Annotated in this window: 21 protein-coding genes and 1 tRNA gene; 16 read left to right on the forward strand and 6 right to left on the reverse strand. The window is 68.9% G+C overall.

The window, feature by feature from the left end; all coding sequences use genetic code 11:
- The first annotated feature begins 187 nt into the window (after window positions 1-187).
- From HDC34_RS14580 to HDC34_RS14650, 15 genes are all read left to right on the forward strand, one after another.
- Window positions 188-1,516, forward strand: coding sequence for a folylpolyglutamate synthase/dihydrofolate synthase family protein (locus tag HDC34_RS14580; RefSeq protein WP_257023343.1), 1,329 nt, complete (start codon window positions 188-190; stop codon window positions 1,514-1,516).
- Window positions 1,513-1,962 carry a DUF4233 domain-containing protein gene (locus HDC34_RS14585; protein WP_179557528.1) on the forward strand — a complete coding sequence of 150 codons (450 nt, stop codon included), beginning with the start codon at window positions 1,513-1,515 and terminating at the stop codon, window positions 1,960-1,962. The genes HDC34_RS14580 and HDC34_RS14585 overlap by 4 nt, the downstream gene beginning before the upstream one ends.
- A gap of 62 nt (window positions 1,963-2,024) precedes the next feature.
- Window positions 2,025-2,447: a nucleoside-diphosphate kinase gene (gene ndk / locus HDC34_RS14590; RefSeq protein WP_179557529.1), complete on the forward strand. Its 423-nt coding sequence runs from the start codon at window positions 2,025-2,027 to the stop codon at window positions 2,445-2,447.
- 90 nt (window positions 2,448-2,537) lie between these two features.
- Entirely contained in the window at window positions 2,538-3,803 is a 1,266-nt protein-coding gene (locus tag HDC34_RS14595) for a M20 family metallopeptidase (protein ID WP_179557530.1), read from the forward strand.
- Window positions 3,804-4,090: 287 nt separating this feature from the next.
- A complete protein-coding gene (locus HDC34_RS17915; RefSeq protein WP_257023301.1) occupies window positions 4,091-6,751 on the forward strand; it encodes an Rne/Rng family ribonuclease in 2,661 nt (886 codons plus the stop codon).
- Window positions 6,752-6,973: 222 nt separating this feature from the next.
- Window positions 6,974-7,282, forward strand: coding sequence for a 50S ribosomal protein L21 (gene rplU, locus HDC34_RS14605; protein ID WP_068481311.1), 309 nt, complete (start codon window positions 6,974-6,976; stop codon window positions 7,280-7,282).
- An 18-nt stretch (window positions 7,283-7,300) separates the two neighbouring features.
- Window positions 7,301-7,555 carry a 50S ribosomal protein L27 gene (rpmA, locus tag HDC34_RS14610; RefSeq protein WP_068481308.1) on the forward strand — a complete coding sequence of 85 codons (255 nt, stop codon included), beginning with the start codon at window positions 7,301-7,303 and terminating at the stop codon, window positions 7,553-7,555.
- Window positions 7,556-7,661: 106 nt separating this feature from the next.
- Entirely contained in the window at window positions 7,662-9,170 is a 1,509-nt protein-coding gene (gene obgE, locus HDC34_RS14615) for a GTPase ObgE (RefSeq protein ID WP_104253065.1), read from the forward strand.
- 28 nt (window positions 9,171-9,198) lie between these two features.
- Entirely contained in the window at window positions 9,199-9,453 is a 255-nt protein-coding gene (locus HDC34_RS14620) for a hypothetical protein (protein ID WP_146080758.1), read from the forward strand.
- A gap of 22 nt (window positions 9,454-9,475) precedes the next feature.
- The gene (gene nadD, locus HDC34_RS14625; RefSeq protein WP_104311471.1) at window positions 9,476-10,105 is read left to right on the forward strand and encodes a nicotinate-nucleotide adenylyltransferase; all 630 of its coding nucleotides are present in this window, start codon (window positions 9,476-9,478) and stop codon (window positions 10,103-10,105) included.
- Window positions 10,102-10,878 carry a hypothetical protein gene (locus tag HDC34_RS14630; protein ID WP_179557531.1) on the forward strand — a complete coding sequence of 259 codons (777 nt, stop codon included), beginning with the start codon at window positions 10,102-10,104 and terminating at the stop codon, window positions 10,876-10,878. The genes nadD and HDC34_RS14630 overlap by 4 nt, the downstream gene beginning before the upstream one ends.
- Window positions 10,879-10,948: 70 nt before the next feature.
- Window positions 10,949-11,353, forward strand: coding sequence for a ribosome silencing factor (gene rsfS, locus HDC34_RS14635; RefSeq protein ID WP_104253061.1), 405 nt, complete (start codon window positions 10,949-10,951; stop codon window positions 11,351-11,353).
- Window positions 11,354-11,358: 5 nt separating this feature from the next.
- On the forward strand, window positions 11,359-12,144 hold the full coding sequence (locus HDC34_RS14640; protein WP_258068066.1) for a sulfite exporter TauE/SafE family protein: 786 nt from the start codon (window positions 11,359-11,361) through the stop codon (window positions 12,142-12,144).
- 76 nt (window positions 12,145-12,220) lie between these two features.
- Window positions 12,221-12,296: transfer RNA gene (locus HDC34_RS14645), tRNA-Ala, on the forward strand.
- 106 nt (window positions 12,297-12,402) lie between these two features.
- Window positions 12,403-13,161 (forward strand): DUF1345 domain-containing protein, encoded by a 759-nt coding sequence (locus HDC34_RS14650; RefSeq protein ID WP_179557532.1) that lies wholly within the window; start codon window positions 12,403-12,405, stop codon window positions 13,159-13,161.
- Here HDC34_RS14650 and HDC34_RS14655 read toward each other — a convergent pair.
- Complete coding sequence (locus HDC34_RS14655; protein ID WP_179557533.1) at window positions 13,158-14,111, reverse strand: NAD(P)-dependent alcohol dehydrogenase; 954 nt, start codon at window positions 14,109-14,111, stop codon at window positions 13,158-13,160. The genes HDC34_RS14650 and HDC34_RS14655 overlap by 4 nt on opposite strands.
- Window positions 14,112-14,182: 71 nt before the next feature.
- Here HDC34_RS14655 and HDC34_RS14660 point away from each other — a divergent pair, with 71 nt between their 5' ends.
- Window positions 14,183-14,836: a TetR/AcrR family transcriptional regulator gene (locus tag HDC34_RS14660; RefSeq protein ID WP_179557534.1), complete on the forward strand. Its 654-nt coding sequence runs from the start codon at window positions 14,183-14,185 to the stop codon at window positions 14,834-14,836.
- 6 nt (window positions 14,837-14,842) lie between these two features.
- On the opposite strand, the gene HDC34_RS14665 is transcribed toward HDC34_RS14660, so the two are convergent.
- The 5 genes from HDC34_RS14665 to HDC34_RS14685 all read right to left on the reverse strand — a co-directional run bounded on the left by HDC34_RS14665 (window position 14,843) and on the right by HDC34_RS14685 (window position 18,057).
- Entirely contained in the window at window positions 14,843-15,112 is a 270-nt protein-coding gene (locus HDC34_RS14665) for an acylphosphatase (RefSeq protein ID WP_218855260.1), read from the reverse strand.
- Between the two features lie 158 nt (window positions 15,113-15,270).
- Window positions 15,271-16,074: a 4'-phosphopantetheinyl transferase superfamily protein gene (locus tag HDC34_RS14670; protein ID WP_179557535.1), complete on the reverse strand. Its 804-nt coding sequence runs from the start codon at window positions 16,072-16,074 to the stop codon at window positions 15,271-15,273.
- Complete coding sequence (locus HDC34_RS14675) at window positions 16,071-16,871, reverse strand: ABC transporter permease (protein ID WP_104311477.1); 801 nt, start codon at window positions 16,869-16,871, stop codon at window positions 16,071-16,073. Before HDC34_RS14675 ends, HDC34_RS14670 begins: the two co-directional genes overlap by 4 nt.
- Entirely contained in the window at window positions 16,868-17,851 is a 984-nt protein-coding gene (locus HDC34_RS14680) for an ATP-binding cassette domain-containing protein (RefSeq protein WP_179557536.1), read from the reverse strand. The genes HDC34_RS14675 and HDC34_RS14680 overlap by 4 nt, the downstream gene beginning before the upstream one ends.
- The gene (locus tag HDC34_RS14685; RefSeq protein ID WP_218855261.1) at window positions 17,848-18,057 is read right to left on the reverse strand and encodes an MbtH family protein; all 210 of its coding nucleotides are present in this window, start codon (window positions 18,055-18,057) and stop codon (window positions 17,848-17,850) included. The genes HDC34_RS14680 and HDC34_RS14685 overlap by 4 nt, the downstream gene beginning before the upstream one ends.
- Window positions 18,058-18,088 lie beyond the last annotated feature (31 nt).

The raw sequence follows: 18,088 nt of genomic DNA on the forward strand, positions 1-18,088 counted from the left end.
CGAGGGGAACGAGGAAGCCGTGAACTCCGGCGACCTGGAGCTCCGGCCCGAGGACATCGCCGAGACGTTCATGCCAGCGGTCTCCGACGACGAGGACGAGGTCCTGACCGAGCGCGAGGAAGACGAGCGCCTCCTTCTCGAAGGAACCGACTGGGCCAGCGAGGGCGAGCGGGTCTTCGACGAGCTCATGGAGCGCGTGGGGGAGGCGGCTCCGGAGCCGCGCCTCCACGCCACGCGGCGCGCGGTCGAGCTGCTCGGCGACGTGCACACGGCCTACCCCGTCATCCACCTCACGGGCACCAACGGCAAGAGCTCGACGGCCCGCATCATCGAGACGGTGCTGCGCGCCCACGGCCTGCGCACCGGCCTCCTGACGAGCCCACACCTCGAGCGCCTCAACGAGCGCATCGCCGTCGACGGGAGCCCCATCAGCGACGAGCGACTCGTCGCGAACTGGGAGGACATCACGCCGTTCCTCTCGATCGTGGATGCGGAGCTCGAGGCCGCCGGCGAGCCGCGCCTCACGTTCTTCGAGGCACTCACCGTGCTGGCCTACGCGTGCTTCGCGGACGCGCCCGTCGACGTGGCGGTCGTCGAGGTCGGGATGGGTGGCGAGTGGGACTCCACGAACGTCGCCGACGGCGAGGTGGCCGTGTTCACGCCCATCGCGCTGGACCACACGCAGCGGCTCGGCCGAACCCTCGACGAGATCGCGCGCACGAAGGCCGGCATCATCAAGCCCGCCGCTCGCGTCGTCACGGCCGAGCAGCAGCCCGAGGTGCTCGCCGAGATCGAGCGGGCCGCGGGCATCTCCGAGGCCCAGGTCTTCGCCGAGCCCACCGACTTCGCGGTCACGGACAACCAGCTCGCGGTCGGCGGTCGGCTCATCACCGTGCGCGGCATCGCGGGCAAGTACGAAGACCTCCTCCTGCCGCTCGACGGTGAGTACCAGGCTCACAACGCGGCGGTCGCTCTCGCAGCCGTCGAAGCCTTCTTCGGCGCGAACCGGAGCCTGAACGACGAGCTCGTGGAAGCTGCGTTCGGCGAGGTGACGTCCCCCGGCCGACTCGAGCGCATCGGTGTCACGCCCCCCATGCTCATCGACGCCGCCCACAATCCCCACGGCGCGGAGGCGCTCGCGCGAGCGGTGACCGAGTCGTTCGACTTCTCGCGGGTCGTCGTGGTCCTCGGCGTGCTCGAGGACAAGGACGCCGCCGGCATCATCCGAGCACTGCAGCCCATCGCCGAGCGCTTCGTGGTCACGCAGTCCGACTCGGTGCGTGCCATCGACGCCGAATCGCTCGGCGACATCGTGCGCGACGTCACGGGCAGCGAACCCGAGGTTCTCGAGCGTGCCGAGGACGCCATCGAGCGCGCCCGCGAGGTCGCCCTCGACCTCCTCGCAGATGGCGCGGACGAGGGCATGAACGCGGCGGTCCTGATCACAGGCTCCGTCACGCTCATCGGCACGGCGCTGACCCTGTCGCGCGACGAAGGCTGGGCGCAGGAGTCGTGAGTCCGCGGAACCGAACCCGCCTCCCTCGCCAGCGCAGCATCCGCGAGGTCATCGGCTCCATCTTCCTGGGCTTCGAGCTCTTCGTCGTCTTCCTGGGCACACTCCTCATCTTCGGGATGCGGGTGCTCGACCCCGTCCCCGCGTTTGTGCTCGGGGCTGCCTTCGGCGCGCTCATCCTCGTGACCATCAGGTTCCTCCGCCACGAGTGGGGGATCTGGCTCGGATGGGCGGTGCAGGTGCTGCTCGTCGCCGCCGGCTTCCTCCACCCCGGTATGTTCGTCGTCGGGGCGCTGTTCCTCGCCTCCTGGACGTACTTCATGTGGAAGGGCGGCCAGATCGACCGGCAGCGTGCCCCGATCATCGCCGAGTACAACCGTCGCCTCGCGGCGGGAGAGATCGGCATCGACGGGCAGCCCATCGACCAGACCGACACACCGAGCAGCTGACGCGGGCTCACATCCACCGACCTGGCCCTCACGGGCAGACCACCACGACCAACGGAGGAATCATGGCAACCATCGAAGAGACGCTTGTGCTCGTCAAGCCGGACGGCGTCCAGCGCGGCCTCACGGGCGAAGTGCTCCGCCGCATCGAGACGAAGGGCTACTCGCTCGTCGACATCCGCCTCGTGCACGCCGACCGCGCAATCCTGGCCGCGCACTACGCCGAGCACGAGGGCAAGCCGTTCTACGAGGGGCTCCTCGAGTTCATGCAGTCGGGACCGACGGTCGCGATCCGCGTCGCGGGCCACCGTGTCATCGAGGGCTTCCGCTCGCTGGCGGGCACCACCGACCCCACGACGGCCGCACCCGGCACGATTCGCGGCGACCTCGGACGCGACTGGGATGCCGGCGTGCTGCTGAACATCGTCCATGGGTCCGACTCCGTCGAGTCGGCAGAGCGCGAGCTCGGCATCTGGTTCGCAGCCTGACCGACTCGGGTTGCAAGGCGGCGGAGTCGTAGGCTTCGCAGTACGCGGACCGGCAGGTCCGAGACGAGTGATTTCGGGGGCGAGACACGGATGAAGGCTGGGCGATGGCCGTCAGCGACGGCGCACAGTGAGCGGCTCGACGAGCTGGCCGCGGCATGGCGCGTCGCGCTGCGCGACGAGCTGCCGGCCGCCGTGCGCCTCCGCCAGGAGCTGCACGCGAACCCCAGGCTCTCGGGCGACGAGAACGAGACCGCCGCCCGTCTCGAGAGCGAGCTCGGCGACCGGGTCGCGATGCATCGCATCGCCGACTCGGGGCGCATCGGGCGGCTCGGCCCGAGCGCGGGAGGTGCGGTGGGGGTCCGCGCGGAACTGGATGCGCTGCCCCTGACCGAGCTCACCGGCGTTCCCTTCGCCTCGGCCAACGGGGCGATGCACGCGTGCGGCCACGACGTCCATCAGGCGGCGCTGGTCGCGTTCATCCGTGCCGCCGACCACCTGGAGCTGCCCGTCGGTCTTGTGCCGATCCTCCAACCGCGGGAGGAGACCTATCCGTCTGGGGCGCATCAGATCGTCGAGGAGGGTGGGCTCGAGCGGTTCCAGGTCGAGCACGTCATCGGCGCACACGTGCACCCGGGCGTCCCGCGAGGTGCCATCGCGATCGGCGGCGGCTACATCAACGCGGCCGCTGACGAGATCGAGATCTCACTCCAGGGGCGCGGCGGCCACGGTGCGTACCCGCACCAGGCAGCTGATCCCGTCGCGGCGATCGCCCAGATCGCCCTCGGCCTCCCGGAGGTCGTCCGTCGCACCATCTCCCCGATGAACCCGGCCGTGATCAGCGTCGGCACGCTGAGCGCGGGGGAGGGCGCCGCGAACGTGCTGCCCTCGAGCGCGCGGCTGCTCGCGTCCATGCGCACCACCGCCCCGAAAGACCGTGAGCTGCTCTTCGCAGCGGTGCAGCATCTCGCGGTGCGCACGGCGGAGGCCTACGGGACCGAGGCTGTCGTCCACATGCACCAGAACATGCCGGTGCTCATCAACGACTCCCACCTGGCCTCCGACGCCGACGACTGGCTCGCGCGGCTCGGCGTCGACGGTGCCGAGCCCATGCGCTCGCTCGGCGGCGATGACTTCTCGTACTACTGCGACGAGGTGCCGTCGATCATGTGCTTCGCCGGCGTCGAGACGGCTGGGCTTCCCGGTCCAGACGGTGCGTACGCCCCGACGCTGCACCACCCGCGTTTCCTCCCGACGGAAGACGCGGTGGGGCTCGTGGCCAGCGCATTCCTCGCCGGATACTGCGCGGCCGCCGAGCGCATCCTCGGCATCGCCCACCACAGGCGTGCGCTTCCCTGACGATCGGCCCACAGCCGAATCAGGGCCCGGAAGCGTCGGCCGTGCGATACTGGGATCGTCGACCGGGCAGAGTCCCACGGCACCCGAAGTTTTTCAGGCACGCGCCACGAGCAGAGCAACGCTCCGTCGCACGCGCCGGAGGCAGTATCGCCGCAACCGCGGCACAGCACGAACAACATTTCCGCCGAACGGGCGGAGACCATTTTCGGTGAGGATGCGTGGCATCCTCATCGCCCGGAGGGGTGGGCGCACGCTTTGCGCCACGCCGGAGTAGGAGCACACCAGAAATGGTGACCACAAACGAATCAGACCAGAACAGCAACACGGAGTCGGCGAGCGGCCAGGACCAGCTCGACGCGGACCTCCGCCAGGAGTCCGCCCAGGCGGTGGAAGAGCAGACCGAGGAACAGGGGTCCGGGGAAGACACGACTTCGCCCATCCCCGCCGTCATCTCGTCGACGACGCTGTTCTTCCTGCAGCCCGATCTGCCACCGGTCCTGGAGCGCGCACCGCGCGAGGACCGCAGCCGGACGCGACGACAGGACGACGAGCCGTACGAGCGTCCGGAGCGCAGCGACCGCGCCGACCGCTACGACCGCCAGGAGTCGAGCGACCGCTCGGATCGCGGAGACCGCTCGGACCGAGGAGACCGTGGAGACCGTTCACGCGAGTCCTCACGTGACGACCGCCGGCAGGCATCCGCCGAGCGCTCGCAGTCGACGACCCGTCGCCGTCAGCCGCGCGAGGAGCAGCAGGCCGAAGAGCCGGTGCTCATCACGGAACCGCAGAAGATCAAGGGCTCGACGCGTCTCGAGGCAAAGCGCCAGCGGCGTCGCGAGGGCCGCGAGAGCGGTCGCCGTCGCCAAGTCGTCACCGAGTCCGAGTTCCTCGCCCGGCGCGAGTCCGTCGACCGCGTCATGCTCGTCCGTGCCAAGGACGACCGCGTGCAGATCGGCGTGCTCGAGGACAAGGTCCTCGTCGAGCACTACGTCGCCCGCTCGCAGGAGTCGTCCCTCATCGGGAACGTCTACCTCGGCCGCGTCCAGAACGTGCTGCCGAGCATGGAAGCCGCCTTCATCGACATCGGTCGCGGGCGCAACGCCGTCCTCTACTCCGGAGAGGTCGACTGGGCCGCCGCGGAGGTCGGCGGCAAGTCGCGTCGCATCGAGAACGCCCTCAAGCCAGGCGACCGCGTGCTCGTCCAGGTCACCAAGGACCCGATCGGCCACAAGGGCGCGCGCCTCACGAGCCAGGTCTCGCTTCCCGGCCGCTACCTCGTCTACGTCCCCGGCAACTCGATGAACGGCATCTCACGCAAGCTGCCGGACACGGAGCGCGCTCGCCTCAAGAAGATCCTGAAGGAGACCCTGCCGGCAGGCGTCGGCGTCATCGTGCGCACCGCCGCCGAGGGGGCGACTCAGGACCAGCTCGAGCGCGACGTCAACCGACTCACGGCACAGTGGGCCGACATCTCCTCCCGCATCGAGGCAGGCCCAGCTCCTGCGCTCCTGCACTCGGAGCCCGACCTGCTCATCAAGATCATCCGCGATGTCTTCAACGAGGACTTCCAGAAGATCGTGATCCAGGGCAGCGATGAGCTCGAGACCATCACGACCTACCTGCGCCAGGTTGCCCCTGACCTCGTCGATCGCGTCGAGGCATTCCAGGGCGGCGACGTCTTCGCCGAGTACCGCGCCACCGAGCACATCGAGAAGGCCCTCGACCGCAAGGTCTGGCTGCCCTCCGGTGGATCGCTGGTCATCGACCGCACCGAGGCCATGACGGTCGTCGACGTCAACACGGGGAAGTTCGTCGGGTCCGGCGGCAACCTCGAGGAGACAGTCACGAAGAACAACCTCGAGGCCGCCGAAGAGGTGGTGCGTCAGCTGCGTCTCCGTGACATCGGCGGCATCATCGTCGTCGACTTCATCGACATGGTGCTCGAATCGAACCGCGACCTCGTCATGCGTCGCCTCATCGAGTGCCTCAGCCGCGACCGCACGAAGCACCAGGTCGCCGAGGTCACGAGCCTCGGTCTGGTGCAGATGACCCGCAAGAAGCTGGGCCTCGGCCTGCTCGAGACGTTCAGCGAGCCGTGCGAGTCCTGCGCTGGTCGCGGTGTCATCGTGTTCCACGACCCAGTGCTCAAGCACCGCGGTGGAGCGCCCGACAGCGCCGCCAACAGCAAGAACGGCCGCAAGGGCCGCGGAGGCGGACAGCAGCGCGAGCAGCAGGGCCCTCGGGCGGTCGCAGCTCCGGCGGCGCCGTCGACGTCCACGCACGGCATCACGGACGAGCTCCGCGGGGCCCTCTCCAAGATCGCCGCATCCACCATCAACGGTCAGAAGCCGGGCGAGCACGGCGAGGAGCAGGCCGCAGATGCGCCGTCGCAGCCAGGTGCCCAGGCGCCGGCCGCCGAGGTGCGGGGTGACGAGCAGGCTGCCCAGCCGAGTGAGTCTCGTCGCTCGCGTCGTGGGCGCAGGCGTGCCAAGACGGACGCCCAGGCACCCGCGTCGACGCAGGAGCAGTCGCCGGAAGCGGCGTCTGGCGACGCGGCGCCTGTCGACCGCAACGAGGCACAGCAGTCTGACACCGACGACCGCAAGGCTCGCGCCAGCGAGAACCTCTTCGACTTCGACTCGGCCAAGAGCGCCGAGCCGGCCCAGACCACGCGCGAGGCCGACCCGGCAGCGCTGCGCGAACTCGACTCGCTGCTGGATGCACTGGTCGCCCCCGAGGGTGAGCAGCAGCAGCCAGCAGCGAGCGAAACGACCGGGGCCCCAGCCGCGGTCGAGGTGACGACACCCGCCGCCCCTGAGGAGTCTCAGGACGCGTCGGTGACGTCGGCACCGGAGGCAGTCCAGCCGGTCACGGCTGAGCCGCCGAAGGGTGCTTCGGGGCGTCCGCGCCGCCGCCGCATCACGACGCCTCCGCTCTCCGCCGAATAGGCGGCCAGAGCAGGGCGGCCGGGCGCGAGAGCGCCCACCGGGTGGGTGCGCTTGCGCGTACCGACCCTGCCGGGTAAAGTGGTTCGCTGTTGCACGTTTGCATTCGTGCTGGCATTCCCTCGCCCGGTAGCAGGGCAGAGTCAGCTCGCCGCAGCGAGCAGGGCTTCCAGAGTTTGAACACACAGCGTCCGACCTTGTCGGGCTCGGAGAAAAGGTACTGAAGTGGTATTCGCAGTTGTGCGCGCCGGTGGACGGCAGGAGAAGGTAGAGGTGGGCACTGTGCTCACCACGAACCGTGTTGTTGCCGACAAGAAGGGCAACGTCACGCTTCCGGCTGTGCTGCTCGTCGACGGTGAGACCATCACGAGTGACGCAGAGAAGCTCGCTAAGGTCACGGTGACTGCCGAGGTCCTGAACGACCTCCGTGGCCCGAAGATCGTCATCCAGAAGTACAAGAACAAGACCGGTTACAAGAAGCGTCAGGGCCACCGTCAGGAGCTCACGCGCATCAAGATCACCGACATCAAGTAAGTCGAGGAGCAGACTTCAATGGCACACAAAAAGGGAGCGAGCTCGACTCGCAACGGCCGTGACTCGAACGCTCAGCGCCTCGGCGTGAAGCGATTCGCGGGCCAGACCGTCAGCGCGGGCGAGATCCTCGTCCGTCAGCGCGGCACGCACTTCCACCCCGGCGCCCTCGTGGGCCGCGGTGGCGACGACACGCTGTTCGCCCTCTCGGCAGGCATCGTCGAGTTCGGTGCGAAGGGCCGCCGCAAGGTGGTCAACATCGTCGCTGGCGAATAGCAGCAAGCACAGTCCCTGAATATCAGGGCGGTGTCAGGATGAGGGGCGGGCCACGGTCCGCCCCTCATCCGTATTTTCAGGACCAATCGTTCTACAGGAGCTCTTCATGGCCACCTTCGTCGACCAGGTGACGCTGTATCTGCGCGCTGGAGAGGGTGGCAACGGCTGCGTCTCCGTCAAGCGCGAGAAGTTCAAGCCACTCGCCGGCCCCGATGGCGGTGACGGTGGCAACGGCGGAAGCATCACGTTCTTCGCCGACCCGCAGGAGACGACGCTGCTGTCGTACCACCACAAGCCCCACCGCTCGAGTGACAAGGGCGGCTTCGGCATGGGCGACTGGCGGAACGGCTACACGGGTCAGCCGCTCGACCTCCCCGTTCCCGTCGGCACGGTTGTCCGTGACGCGGACGGGGTCGAGCTCGCCGATCTCTCGGAGCCCGGCATGCGCTACGTCGCGGCCGAGGGCGGCCAGGGCGGCCTGGGGAATGCATCGCTCGCGAACACCAAGCGCAAGGCTCCCGGCTTCGCGTTGCTGGGCACGCCCGGCGAGGAGCTGCAGGTGCAGCTCGAGCTCAAGATCGTCGCTGATGTGGCCTTCGTCGGCTACCCGTCGGCCGGCAAGTCGAGCCTGATCGCGGCCATGTCGGCCGCCAAGCCGAAGATCGCCGACTACCCCTTCACGACCCTCCACCCCAACCTCGGCGTCGTGCAGGCGGCCCAGTACCGCTACACGGTCGCCGACGTCCCCGGGCTCATCGAGGGCGCGAGCGAGGGCAAGGGCCTTGGCCTCGACTTCCTGAGGCACGTCGAGCGGTGCTCTGCGCTCTTGCACGTGCTCGACTGCGGAACGCTCGATCCGGGTCGCGACCCGATCAGTGACCTCGATGTCATCCTCGAGGAGCTGCGCAGCTACCCGGTGCCCGAGGGGCAGACGCCCCTGCTCGAGCGCCCCCAGCTCATCGCGCTGAACAAGATCGACCTGCCGGACGGCCGCGAACTCGCGGACTTCGTCCGTCCCGAGCTCGAGGAGCGCGGCTACCGTGTCTTCGAGATCTCCACGGTCAGCCACGAAGGGCTGAAGGAGCTCTCCTTCGCGCTCGGTGAGCTCATCGAACGCGACCGCGAGGCGAAGCTGGCCGAGCTGGCCATCAAGCCGCGCATCGTGCTCCGCCCGCGCCCCGTCGACGAGAAGGACTTCGAGATCCGCGTCGAGGGTGGAACGCACGGCAACACCTACCGCATCCTGGGCGAGAAGCCGCAGCGCTGGGTCGCGCAGACCGACTTCGCCAACGATGAGGCGATCGGCTACCTCGCCGACCGTCTCAACAAGATCGGCGTCGAGGATGCCCTCTTCAAGGCGGGGGCCGTCGCCGGGTCCGCGGTGATCATCGGACCTGGCTCGCAGGGCATCGTCTTCGACTGGGAGCCCACGCTCACGAGCGCGGCCGAGCTGACCGTCTCGCCCCGTGGCACGGACAGTCGCCTCGAGGAGAACGCTCGCACGACGACACGCGAGCGTCGCGAGGGCTACTACGAGCGGATGGACGGCAAGGCCGCGGCCCGCGCCGAGCTCGAGCGTGAGCGTGAGGGCGGCGTATGGAAGGTCGACGAGTGACCCTTCGAACATGGGTAGGATGGACGGCATGATCGAGCTGATTCCTGCCGTGCTTGCCAACGCTGTGCTAGCTGAAGAGGGGCACCACGTCGTCAACGAGCTGGCGATGCCCCCGATCATGTTCGGCGTCGTCACGCTCGTCACCTTCGTGGTCCTCATCGCCGTGACGTACGCGTTCCGGAACACGTGGCACAGCCACCCGGTCGACTCGAAGGTCGTGCCGTACGAGCCGTTCAACCACGCTGGTGTCATCGAAGCCGGTTCGGTCCACTCGAAGCACTAGCGCGAAGAGCCGCGCCGCCCCCATGCCTCATACCGTCGAGACCTCCCCTGCAGCCGCGCGCCGTCGTGTCGGCATCATGGGTGGCACCTTCGACCCCATCCACCACGGGCACCTCGTGGCGGCGAGCGAGGCGGCGGCGCACTTCGAGCTGGATGAGGTGCTCTTCGTGCCGACGGGAAAGCCCTCGCACAAGTCGCACGTGACGCCCGTCGAGCACCGCTACCTCATGACGGTCATCGCGACGGCCTCGAACCCGCGCTTTAAGGTCAGTCGAGTGGACGTCGACCGCGACGGTCCCACGTACACGATCGACACGCTCCGCGACGTGCAGCGCCTCCGTCCTGATGCGGACCTCTACTTCATCACGGGAGCCGATGCCATCACGCAGATCCTCGGCTGGAAGAACTCGCTCGAGCTCTTCGAGCTCGCGCAGTTCGTCGCCGTCTCTCGACCCGGTCACGAGCTGCGAACCGACGGGATCCCGGCAGACAAGGTCGCCGTCCTCCAGATTCCCGCGCTGGCGATCTCCTCGACCGACATCAGGGAGCGCGCCTACGAGGAGAAACCGGTCTGGTACCTGGTCCCGGACGGCGTCGTGCAGTACATGGCGAAGCACCGGCTGTACACGGCTGAAGAGATTGATGCGATATGAGTGACGCCCCACTGACCCGCCGCGAGCTGCGAGAGCTCGAACGGCGCCGCGAGAAGGGCGAGGAGACGCCGCTGCCGAACCGCACGCCGACCGTCTCGGTCGACGCGGGAGTTCCGAGCGCTGACGTGTCGAGCGCTGATGCCACGAGCGCTGACGCTCCAGGGCAGCCCTCAGCGCCCGCTCCCGCATCCGGTGTCGCCCTCGAGGCTCCTCTGCAGATCGACGGGCTCTCGCCTGAGCGGCCCATCGAGACCGCTGATACGGCGGAGCCCGCGGAGCTGCCCGGCGACTCGTTCAACCGCAGCCCGGCAGCCGTCGAGCAGGAAGCCCAGGAAGACGGCACGAGCGGCGACTACTTCCGTCGCCTCGTGATGGCGAGCCACTCCACAGACGAGACTCCGACGGGCATGATCGTCATGCCTGAGATGAGCTCGCCAGACATCACGGGTGCCCTCAGCGGCGCCGGTGACCTCATGGTGACGGGCAAGATGCAGGTCTCCCGCGAGCTCTCCAACTTCGGCACGCTCACCAGCGGCCTCGACTCGCCCGAGATCGACCGGGACGACGACGGCGACGAGCCGCAGCAGACCAGAGTCGTCGAAGAGCACACGCCGGTCGCTGCCAGTCGCGCGGTCCGCGAGCCGGGAATGCCGCTCGCGCCTCGTCGCGGACACGGCATCCGCCTCTCGATCTGGGCCGTCGTCAGCGGGATCGCCGTCGCTGTGGCTGGCGTTGTCGCCGTGATCCTGGGTATCGTTCAGGGTTGGTTCTGATCAGCTGGCGAGCGCATCGCCTCTCGGACACCACGATGAGCTCTCAAGGGCTCTCTATGAAAGGGACCGAATGACCGCGAGTACGCGAGCAATCGAACTGGCACACGTCGCAGCGAAGGCTGCCGACACGAGACTCGGCTTCGACATCGTCGCCCTGGACGTCTCGAACAACATGCCGCTCACGGATATATTCCTGCTCGTCTCCGGCCGAAACGAGCGCATGGTGCTGTCCATCGCCGACGAGATCGAAGACGCGATGCGCGACATCGGGCAGCGCACGCTGCGCCGTGAGGGTCGCCGCGAGGGCCGTTGGGTGCTCCTCGACTTCAACGACATCGTCGTGCACGTCTTCCACGAGGAGGAGCGCATGTTCTACGGGCTCGAGCGCCTGTGGAACGACGCCCCCGTCGTGAAGCTCGACATCGGCGCCGACGACGCGGAATCCGCGGACTCGGCTCCGGAAGCACAGAGCTGACCGGCGTGACCACCCGCAGGTCCCCGGGGGGATGGGCATGGCTCGTCGTCACCGGCTTGCTGGCGGGCTTCCTCTCCGGCCTCTTCGGCGTCGGTGGGGGCATCCTCATCGTGCCGGCCCTCATCTACCTGGTGCGACTCGACCCACGCCTGGCAGCGGGCACCTCGCTTCTCGCGATCCTGCCGTCGGCGATCGTCGGCGTCGTGACGTACGCGATCGGCGGCCACGTCGATCTGCTCCTCGCCCTGCTGCTGGCGGCGGGTGCGATCGTCGGGGCGCCGATCGGGTCCTGGCTCCTGCAGAAGGTCTCGAAGCGCACCCTGCAGTGGTCGTTCATCGCCTTCATCGTCGTCGTCATCATCTCCCTCTTCCTGGTCGTGCCCTCGAGGGACGCCGCCGTTCATATCGACGTCCTCGGGGGAGTGCTGCTCGTCGTCCTCGGTCTCTGCACGGGTGTGCTCTCCGGGTTGCTCGGCATCGGCGGCGGCGTTGTCGTCGTCCCGATGCTGGTCGTGCTGTTCGGGTCCAGTGACCTGCTGGCGAAGGGCAGCTCGCTGCTCATGATGATTCCGACGGCGATCTCCGGCACGATCAGCAACCTCCGCCGCAAGAATGTCGACGTGGGTGCTGGCCTCGCCGTCGGTGGGTCGGCCTGCCTGACCACGACCCTCGGAGGGTTGAGCGCTGCGGCCATCTCGCCATCGCTCGCGAACATCCTCTTCGCCGTGTTCCTCGCGGCGACCGCCATTCGCATGGGGATCGACGCGTGGCCACGCCGTCGCGCGCAGTAGCGACACGCGCCGGCCGCCTCGATTTGGTACGCCTCAGGTTCTGAGCTATTATTTTCGAGTTCCCGGAAACGGGTGCGGGTCTGTGGCGCAGCTGGTAGCGCACCTGCATGGCATGCAGGGGGTCAGGGGTTCGAATCCCCTCAGATCCACCAAGAAGCCCCGGTCAGCACGCGCTGACCGGGGCTTTCTCGATCGCGCTGCGGGCGTACGTGCTCCTCTCCCCGAACTGGCGACGTCGGCATGGGGCAGGATGTCCGCATGGCGAGACGCATAACGAGCGACAACGCGCGCGCGAACTGGAGCGCGCTGATCGCGACACCCTTCGCAGCGGCCTTCTACATCTTCGTGGCGAGCAGGCTCGGGGTCGAGATCGGCGACTCCGTGCGCTACCTGGTGAGCATCTTCATCGTCTTCTGGCCCCTGTTCGGTGCGGTCTACCTGGTCTGGACGCACCTGGCGTACCGCAACGCGGATGCCGTGCAGCTGCGGGTGGCGTCCCGACAGGAGCGCATCACCAAGCGTCGATGGTGGCATCGGCTTGTCGGCTACGGGGGAGCGACCGACTGGACGACCGCCGGCGCCATGGTCGCCGTCGCTCTGACGATCGCGATCGCGCAGGAACCCGCCTTCCGGGACCAGACGATCTTCGTGGTGCTCGGGCTCGCGACGGTGGCCGCGTCGTGGGCGCTCATGGTCTACGCCTTCGCGCTCGAGTACCTGCGCCTGGACGCGACAGCAGCGACGGCGCCGGCGGTCGGGCTCGAGGGCGCATCCGCCCCCGAGCAGGAGCGGGCGAGTCGCCCGGAGATCGTGTTCCCGTTCGAGGAGGAGCCGCGGTTCGGCGACTATCTGACGCTCGCCGTGCTGATGTCGACGATGGCCGCGACCGCCTCGGCAGAGATCACGTCCCGCCGAGGCTGGCGGATCGCGCGCACGAACGTCGTGCTGGCGTTCTCGTTCAACTCGGTCATCGTCGCGATGATGGTGTCGGTGCTCTTCGGCGGCCTCACGAGCTAGCTGCTCGGCAGGATGACGAGGTTGCCGACCTTGCGACCGGAGTCGACGACGGCGTAGGCGTCCTGGATGCTCTCGAGGCCGCCTGCGACGCTCGTCACGGGGTCGAGGGCGCCGGTTGCGGTGAGCGTCAGGAGCTCCATGATGTCGGCCGTGCGCTCGGGAATGGGCCCGGCGATGACGTTGCCGCGTGCGGTGACCGTGTCTGCGAGGCCCGCGACGGCGAGGATGAGTCGTCCCGTGGGGGAGAGCAGCTGCCGGCCCGACCGCCTGCTGAGGTTCCCGACGGTGTCGAGGACGACGTCGTACCGCGCATCGAGGTCTTCGACGGGCGTGACGGCGTAGTCCACGTGCTCGTCGGCGCCGAGGCGCAGCGCGAAGCTCCGGTTCCGCGCGCTCGAGACGGCAGTTATGTGCGCGCCGAGGGCCTTCGCGAGCTGCACGGCGCTCGAGCCGACTGCGCCAGAGGCTCCGTTGATGAGGACGCGTTCGCCGGGTTGGAGGTGGGCGCGCTCGCGCAGGAACTGGAGGGCGGTGCCGCCCCCGAACAGCAGGCCGGCCGCATCCTCGAACGACACCTGCTCGGGGAGGCGGGCGAGGCGCGCGATGGGAACCCGGGCCAGCTCTGCGTGCCCGCCCAGTCCGCCGCCGATCATGGCGGCGACCCTCGTGCCCGGCGGGAAGCTGCTGCCCGTCGCGCCCGTCGATTCGACGGTGCCCGCCACGGCGATCCCGAGCACCTTCTTGCGCGGCCCGCTGACCCCGATACCAAGGCGCGCCAGCATCCCGAAGCCGGCGGGAAAACGCCCGGCGCGCATTCGCGCATCTCCGGAGGTCACGGCAGCGGCTTCCACTCGGACGACGACCTCGCCCGTGCGGGGTGTCGGGTTCGGAACCTCGGTGATGACGACGGCCTCTGGTGGTCCGTACCTGGTGACGACTGCAGCTCTCATGAGATCCCTTACGCCTGTAAGTCTGATGATCTCAGAGTAGCCTTACGGATGTAAGCCTGCAAGGAGGAGAAATGGCAGACCGTCAACCGCTGAGCAGGACGCGCATCCTCGACGCCGCGGTGCGCGTCGCTGATGGAGGCGGGCTCGCCGCCGTCAGCATGCGCAGTGTGGCGCGTGAGGCTGGAGTCGAGGCCATGTCGCTCTACCACCACGTGGCGAACAAGCAGGCTGTCCTCGACGCGCTGGCAGGGTGGGCATTCGAGCAGATTCCCCTGCCACCTGGCGGCGGGGACTGGCGAGCCGAGATGGGTGCAAGGGCGCGCGCAGCTCGCGAGGTGCTCGGCGCACATCCCTGGGCGCTCGGCCTCCTCGAGTCCCGTTCGAACCCGGCGGTGGCGGTGCTCGCCCACCACGACGCGACGCTCGGCTCGCTGCGCGCCGGCGGGTTCTCGGTGCTGCTGGCCTCACATGCCTACTCGCTGCTCGATGCGTACGTCTTCGGGTTCGTGCTCACCGAGCAGAACCTGCCGTTCGAGCAGGGCCAGAACGCGGAGGAGTTCGTCGCAGCGATGGAGCTCCCCGCCGACGAGTTCCCGCACCTCGCGGAGCTCGTCGGCGAACGCATCATCGGTGGTGCGTACGACATCGCTGACGAGTTCGACGTCGGCCTCGAGATGATCCTCGACCAGCTCGAGACGAGGCTGGCCCTCGAGCGGGGCGCGTGAACGGCGTCAGCGGACGACGCGAAAGCCCTCGATGCCCTTCGGGGTGCGCTCGGAGACACGCGAGGAGGTGACCTCTGCAAATTGCGGCCCCTCCGCCATCCACGCGAGCAGCGCGTCGACCTGGCTCTCCTCACCCTCGAGCTCGGCTTCGACCCGGCCGTCGTGCAGGTTGCGCACCCAGCCGCTCACACCGAGGCGCTCAGCCTCCTGCGCGGCGCTGAAGCGGTAGCCGACGCCCTGCACGTTCCCGGACACGATCACGTTGACTCTCCGCATGGGCACATTCTGCTCCGGCGACGGCGGGTACGGGAAGAAGCCCGCCCGGGCTCGCACCGAGACACAGGTTTCTCTCACCTGGGGAACCTCCGGCTGCCGCGGGCAGTGGGGACGAGGCCTTCCGGAGGCGGAGCGTCTGCGGAGGCAGGCGCAGCGTCTCACGTGAGGTGGGAGAGCTCGCCCTCGTCGTAGCCGGTGTCGGGCAGGCAGCCGAGTTCCGTCAGCAGCTCCGGCATCGTCCAGAGGCGCACCTCCTGCGGGCGGTTCGTCGCGACCGCGGCTCTTGCGCTGCCTCGTACCGCGAGCATCCGAACGCTGACGGGCGATGGGGTCGGTGCGGCAGGATCACCGGGGCCACGAGAACCGGCGGAGCTGGGGGAGGGGGCGCCGTGCACGCGGTGCCAGCCGGCGTGCTGCGGGTCCGGATGCGCGTCGACGCGCAGCGAGGCGGGCTCGGTCCGCAGGCCGGTGCCGGAGACCTTCAGCGCCGCCTCCTTGGCGGTCCAGGTGCCGATACGGGCGGCGACACCCGACGGCTGGCCGGCATCGCTGACGACCCGCGCGCGTTCGTCAGGGTGCAGCGCATACGCATCAAACCCGGCCCACAGCTGCCGCGGAACGGTCTCGATGTCGACGCCGATCGCATCCGCTGGGTCCGCGATCGCGACGAGCACCCGTCCAGCGCTCGTCGAGGAGCTCAGGGCCAGGTCGGCGCTGCGCGGCTGCCCGTGCGCTCGACCGCAGTCGGGGCAGAGGCGCAGGATCTCGAGCTCGCTCGCCTGCTCGAGCGGCAGGCCACGCCCCCAGGCCGCGAGCAGCCGGAGCGCGGCGCGTCCCGCGAGCGTTCGCCGGCGCAGCTCCTCGCTGCGCCTGGCGCTCGCCGTGACGCGGTCGTCCTCGCTCGCGCACTGCGACGCGGCGTCGAGCACCTCGTCGATGCCAGCGGCGAGCACGGCGATCATCGGCGGCTGATGCGGCGGTACTGCCACACGGCGATCGGCGCGAAGATCGCGATGATGGCGACGCTGCAGAGGAACGCATACAGCACGGCGTTCTCGGCCGGCCATCCGCCGGCGGCCGTGAAGCCGCTCGGAGCCGCGTTCCCGAAGAGCTCTCGCACGGCGCTTGCCACCGCGGTCACCGGGTTCCACTCGGCGAAGGCGCGAAGAGGACCGGGAAGCATGTCGGCCGAGACGAAGGCGCCCGAGATGAAGCAGACGGGGAAGAGCCAGAGGAGGCCGAGGCTCTGCGCGACCTCGACGCTCTTGGCGGTCAGTGCGATCGTCGCGCCGATCCAGGAGGTCGCGAAGGCGAACAGCAGGAGCAGCCCGAACGCGAGGAGCACCTCGAGTGGGCCGGATTCGACGCGCCAGCCGATCGCGAGTCCGCAGGTCAGGATCACGGCGATCGAGATGATGCTCGTGACGAGGTCGGAGCTCGTCCGGCCCAGGATGACGCCAACGCGTGACATGGGCAGCGTGCGGAGCCGGTCGATGAGGCCCGACTGGAGGTCCTTCGCGAGGTAGACGGCCGTGAACGAGGAGTTGAAGGTGAGCGTCTGCGCGAGGATGCCGCCGATGAGGAACTGCCGATAGTCGGCTCCGCCGAGCGCCCCGCCGAAGACGAACGCGAGGATGAGCACGAAGATGATGGGCTGCGCGATGCCGGTGACCAGCGCCCCCGGCGTGCGCTGGACGTTGAGGACGTTCCGACGGGCGACGATGCCGCCGTCGCGGAATGCTGCGGTGATGGCGCTCATGCGGTGACCGCCTCTCGCTCGTCGTGCGCGGTCGCATCCTCGGCCGGTTCATCCGGCCGCTGGCCCGTGATCTGGAGGAACACCTCATCCAGCGTGGGCTGCCGGAGAGCGGCCTCGCTCGTGGCGATGTCGGCGTCCTCGAGCGCACGCAGGACCGTGGACAGGTCGTGGCTGCCACGCGGTGCCTTGGCGGTGATGCGCACGCCACGGTCGTCGATGGACGCTCCGCCGCTGACCGTCGTGATGAGGTCGAGCGCGCGGTGTCCATCCTCGGACGATTCGAGGACGAGGTCGATCGACGCCCCGCCGGCTCGGGCCTTGAGCTGGGCGGCCGTGCCCTCCGCGACGATGCTGCCTGCGTCGATGACGGAGATGGAGTCGGCGAGCTGGTCGGCCTCTTCCAGGTACTGCGTGGTGAGGAGCACGGTCGTCCCCGCCGTGGCGAGGGTCTGGATGGCGTCCCAGGTGTCGCGGCGCCCGCGGGGGTCGAGGCCGGTGGTCGGCTCGTCGAGGATCACGACGGGCGGTCGGGCGACGATCGCACCCGCCAGGTCGAGGCGCCGGCGCATGCCGCCGGAGTACTCGCCGGCCCGCTTCTTCGCCGGCAGGTCGTCGAGCCGGAAGTCGCGGAGCAGCTCGTGGGCCCTGGCGCGGGCGTCTCGCCTGCGCATGCCGTAGAGCTGGCCGACCATCGTCAGGTTCTCGACTCCGGTGAGCTTCTCGTCGACGGCCGCGTACTGCCCGGAGACCCCGATGCTGCGGCGGACGTCCTGGGCCTCATGCCGCACCGAGTGGCCGGCCACCTCGACGTCGCCCGCATCGGGGTCGAGCAGCGTCGTGACGACGCGCACGGTGGTGGTCTTGCCGGCGCCGTTCGGTCCGAGGAGCGCGTGCACGGAGCCGGCGGGGATCTCGAGGTCGACGCCGTCGAGCGCGGTGAAGTCGCCGAAGCGCTTGCGCAGGCCGCGAATCGAGATCACGAGACCGCCAGGTCGCGCTCGCGGACCGGCGTGATGTCTCGCCAGTTCTCGGTCACGTAGTCGAGGCAGGCCTGCTTCGGGGCCGGTCCGTAGACCACGACCCACCCTGCGGGGACGTCGGCGAAGTCTGGCCACAGGGAGTGCTGCTGCAGATCGTTGACAAGAACTCGGAACTCTGCGGATGTGTCATCGAACGGATTGGTCAAGATGTTCCCTTCTCTCGTCACGCGGGGGTTC

It is taken from the genome of Pseudoclavibacter sp. JAI123, from assembly GCF_013409665.1.
Taxonomy (GTDB): Bacteria; Actinomycetota; Actinomycetes; order Actinomycetales; family Microbacteriaceae; genus Pseudoclavibacter.

Bases quoted from the DNA above. Each gene is read 5' to 3' on its own strand.
- HDC34_RS14620 (WP_146080758.1), top strand. From the start codon at position 9,199: ATGATCGAGCTGATTCCTGCCGTGCTTGCCAACGCTGTGCTAGCTGAA.
- HDC34_RS14655 (WP_179557533.1), bottom strand. From the start codon at position 14,111: ATGAGAGCTGCAGTCGTCACCAGGTACGGACCACCAGAGGCCGTCGTC.
- HDC34_RS14660 (WP_179557534.1), top strand. From the start codon at position 14,183: ATGGCAGACCGTCAACCGCTGAGCAGGACGCGCATCCTCGACGCCGCG.
- HDC34_RS14580 (WP_257023343.1), top strand. From the start codon at position 188: ATGGAGCGCGTGGGGGAGGCGGCTCCGGAGCCGCGCCTCCACGCCACG.
- obgE (WP_104253065.1), top strand. From the start codon at position 7,662: ATGGCCACCTTCGTCGACCAGGTGACGCTGTATCTGCGCGCTGGAGAG.
- ndk (WP_179557529.1), top strand. From the start codon at position 2,025: ATGGCAACCATCGAAGAGACGCTTGTGCTCGTCAAGCCGGACGGCGTC.
- HDC34_RS14665 (WP_218855260.1), bottom strand. From the start codon at position 15,112: ATGCGGAGAGTCAACGTGATCGTGTCCGGGAACGTGCAGGGCGTCGGC.
- HDC34_RS14630 (WP_179557531.1), top strand. From the start codon at position 10,102: ATGAGTGACGCCCCACTGACCCGCCGCGAGCTGCGAGAGCTCGAACGG.
- HDC34_RS14650 (WP_179557532.1), top strand. From the start codon at position 12,403: ATGGCGAGACGCATAACGAGCGACAACGCGCGCGCGAACTGGAGCGCG.
- HDC34_RS14675 (WP_104311477.1), bottom strand. From the start codon at position 16,871: ATGAGCGCCATCACCGCAGCATTCCGCGACGGCGGCATCGTCGCCCGT.
- rpmA (WP_068481308.1), top strand. From the start codon at position 7,301: ATGGCACACAAAAAGGGAGCGAGCTCGACTCGCAACGGCCGTGACTCG.
- rsfS (WP_104253061.1), top strand. From the start codon at position 10,949: ATGACCGCGAGTACGCGAGCAATCGAACTGGCACACGTCGCAGCGAAG.
- nadD (WP_104311471.1), top strand. From the start codon at position 9,476: ATGCCTCATACCGTCGAGACCTCCCCTGCAGCCGCGCGCCGTCGTGTC.
- HDC34_RS14595 (WP_179557530.1), top strand. From the start codon at position 2,538: ATGAAGGCTGGGCGATGGCCGTCAGCGACGGCGCACAGTGAGCGGCTC.
- HDC34_RS17915 (WP_257023301.1), top strand. From the start codon at position 4,091: ATGGTGACCACAAACGAATCAGACCAGAACAGCAACACGGAGTCGGCG.
- HDC34_RS14670 (WP_179557535.1), bottom strand. From the start codon at position 16,074: ATGATCGCCGTGCTCGCCGCTGGCATCGACGAGGTGCTCGACGCCGCG.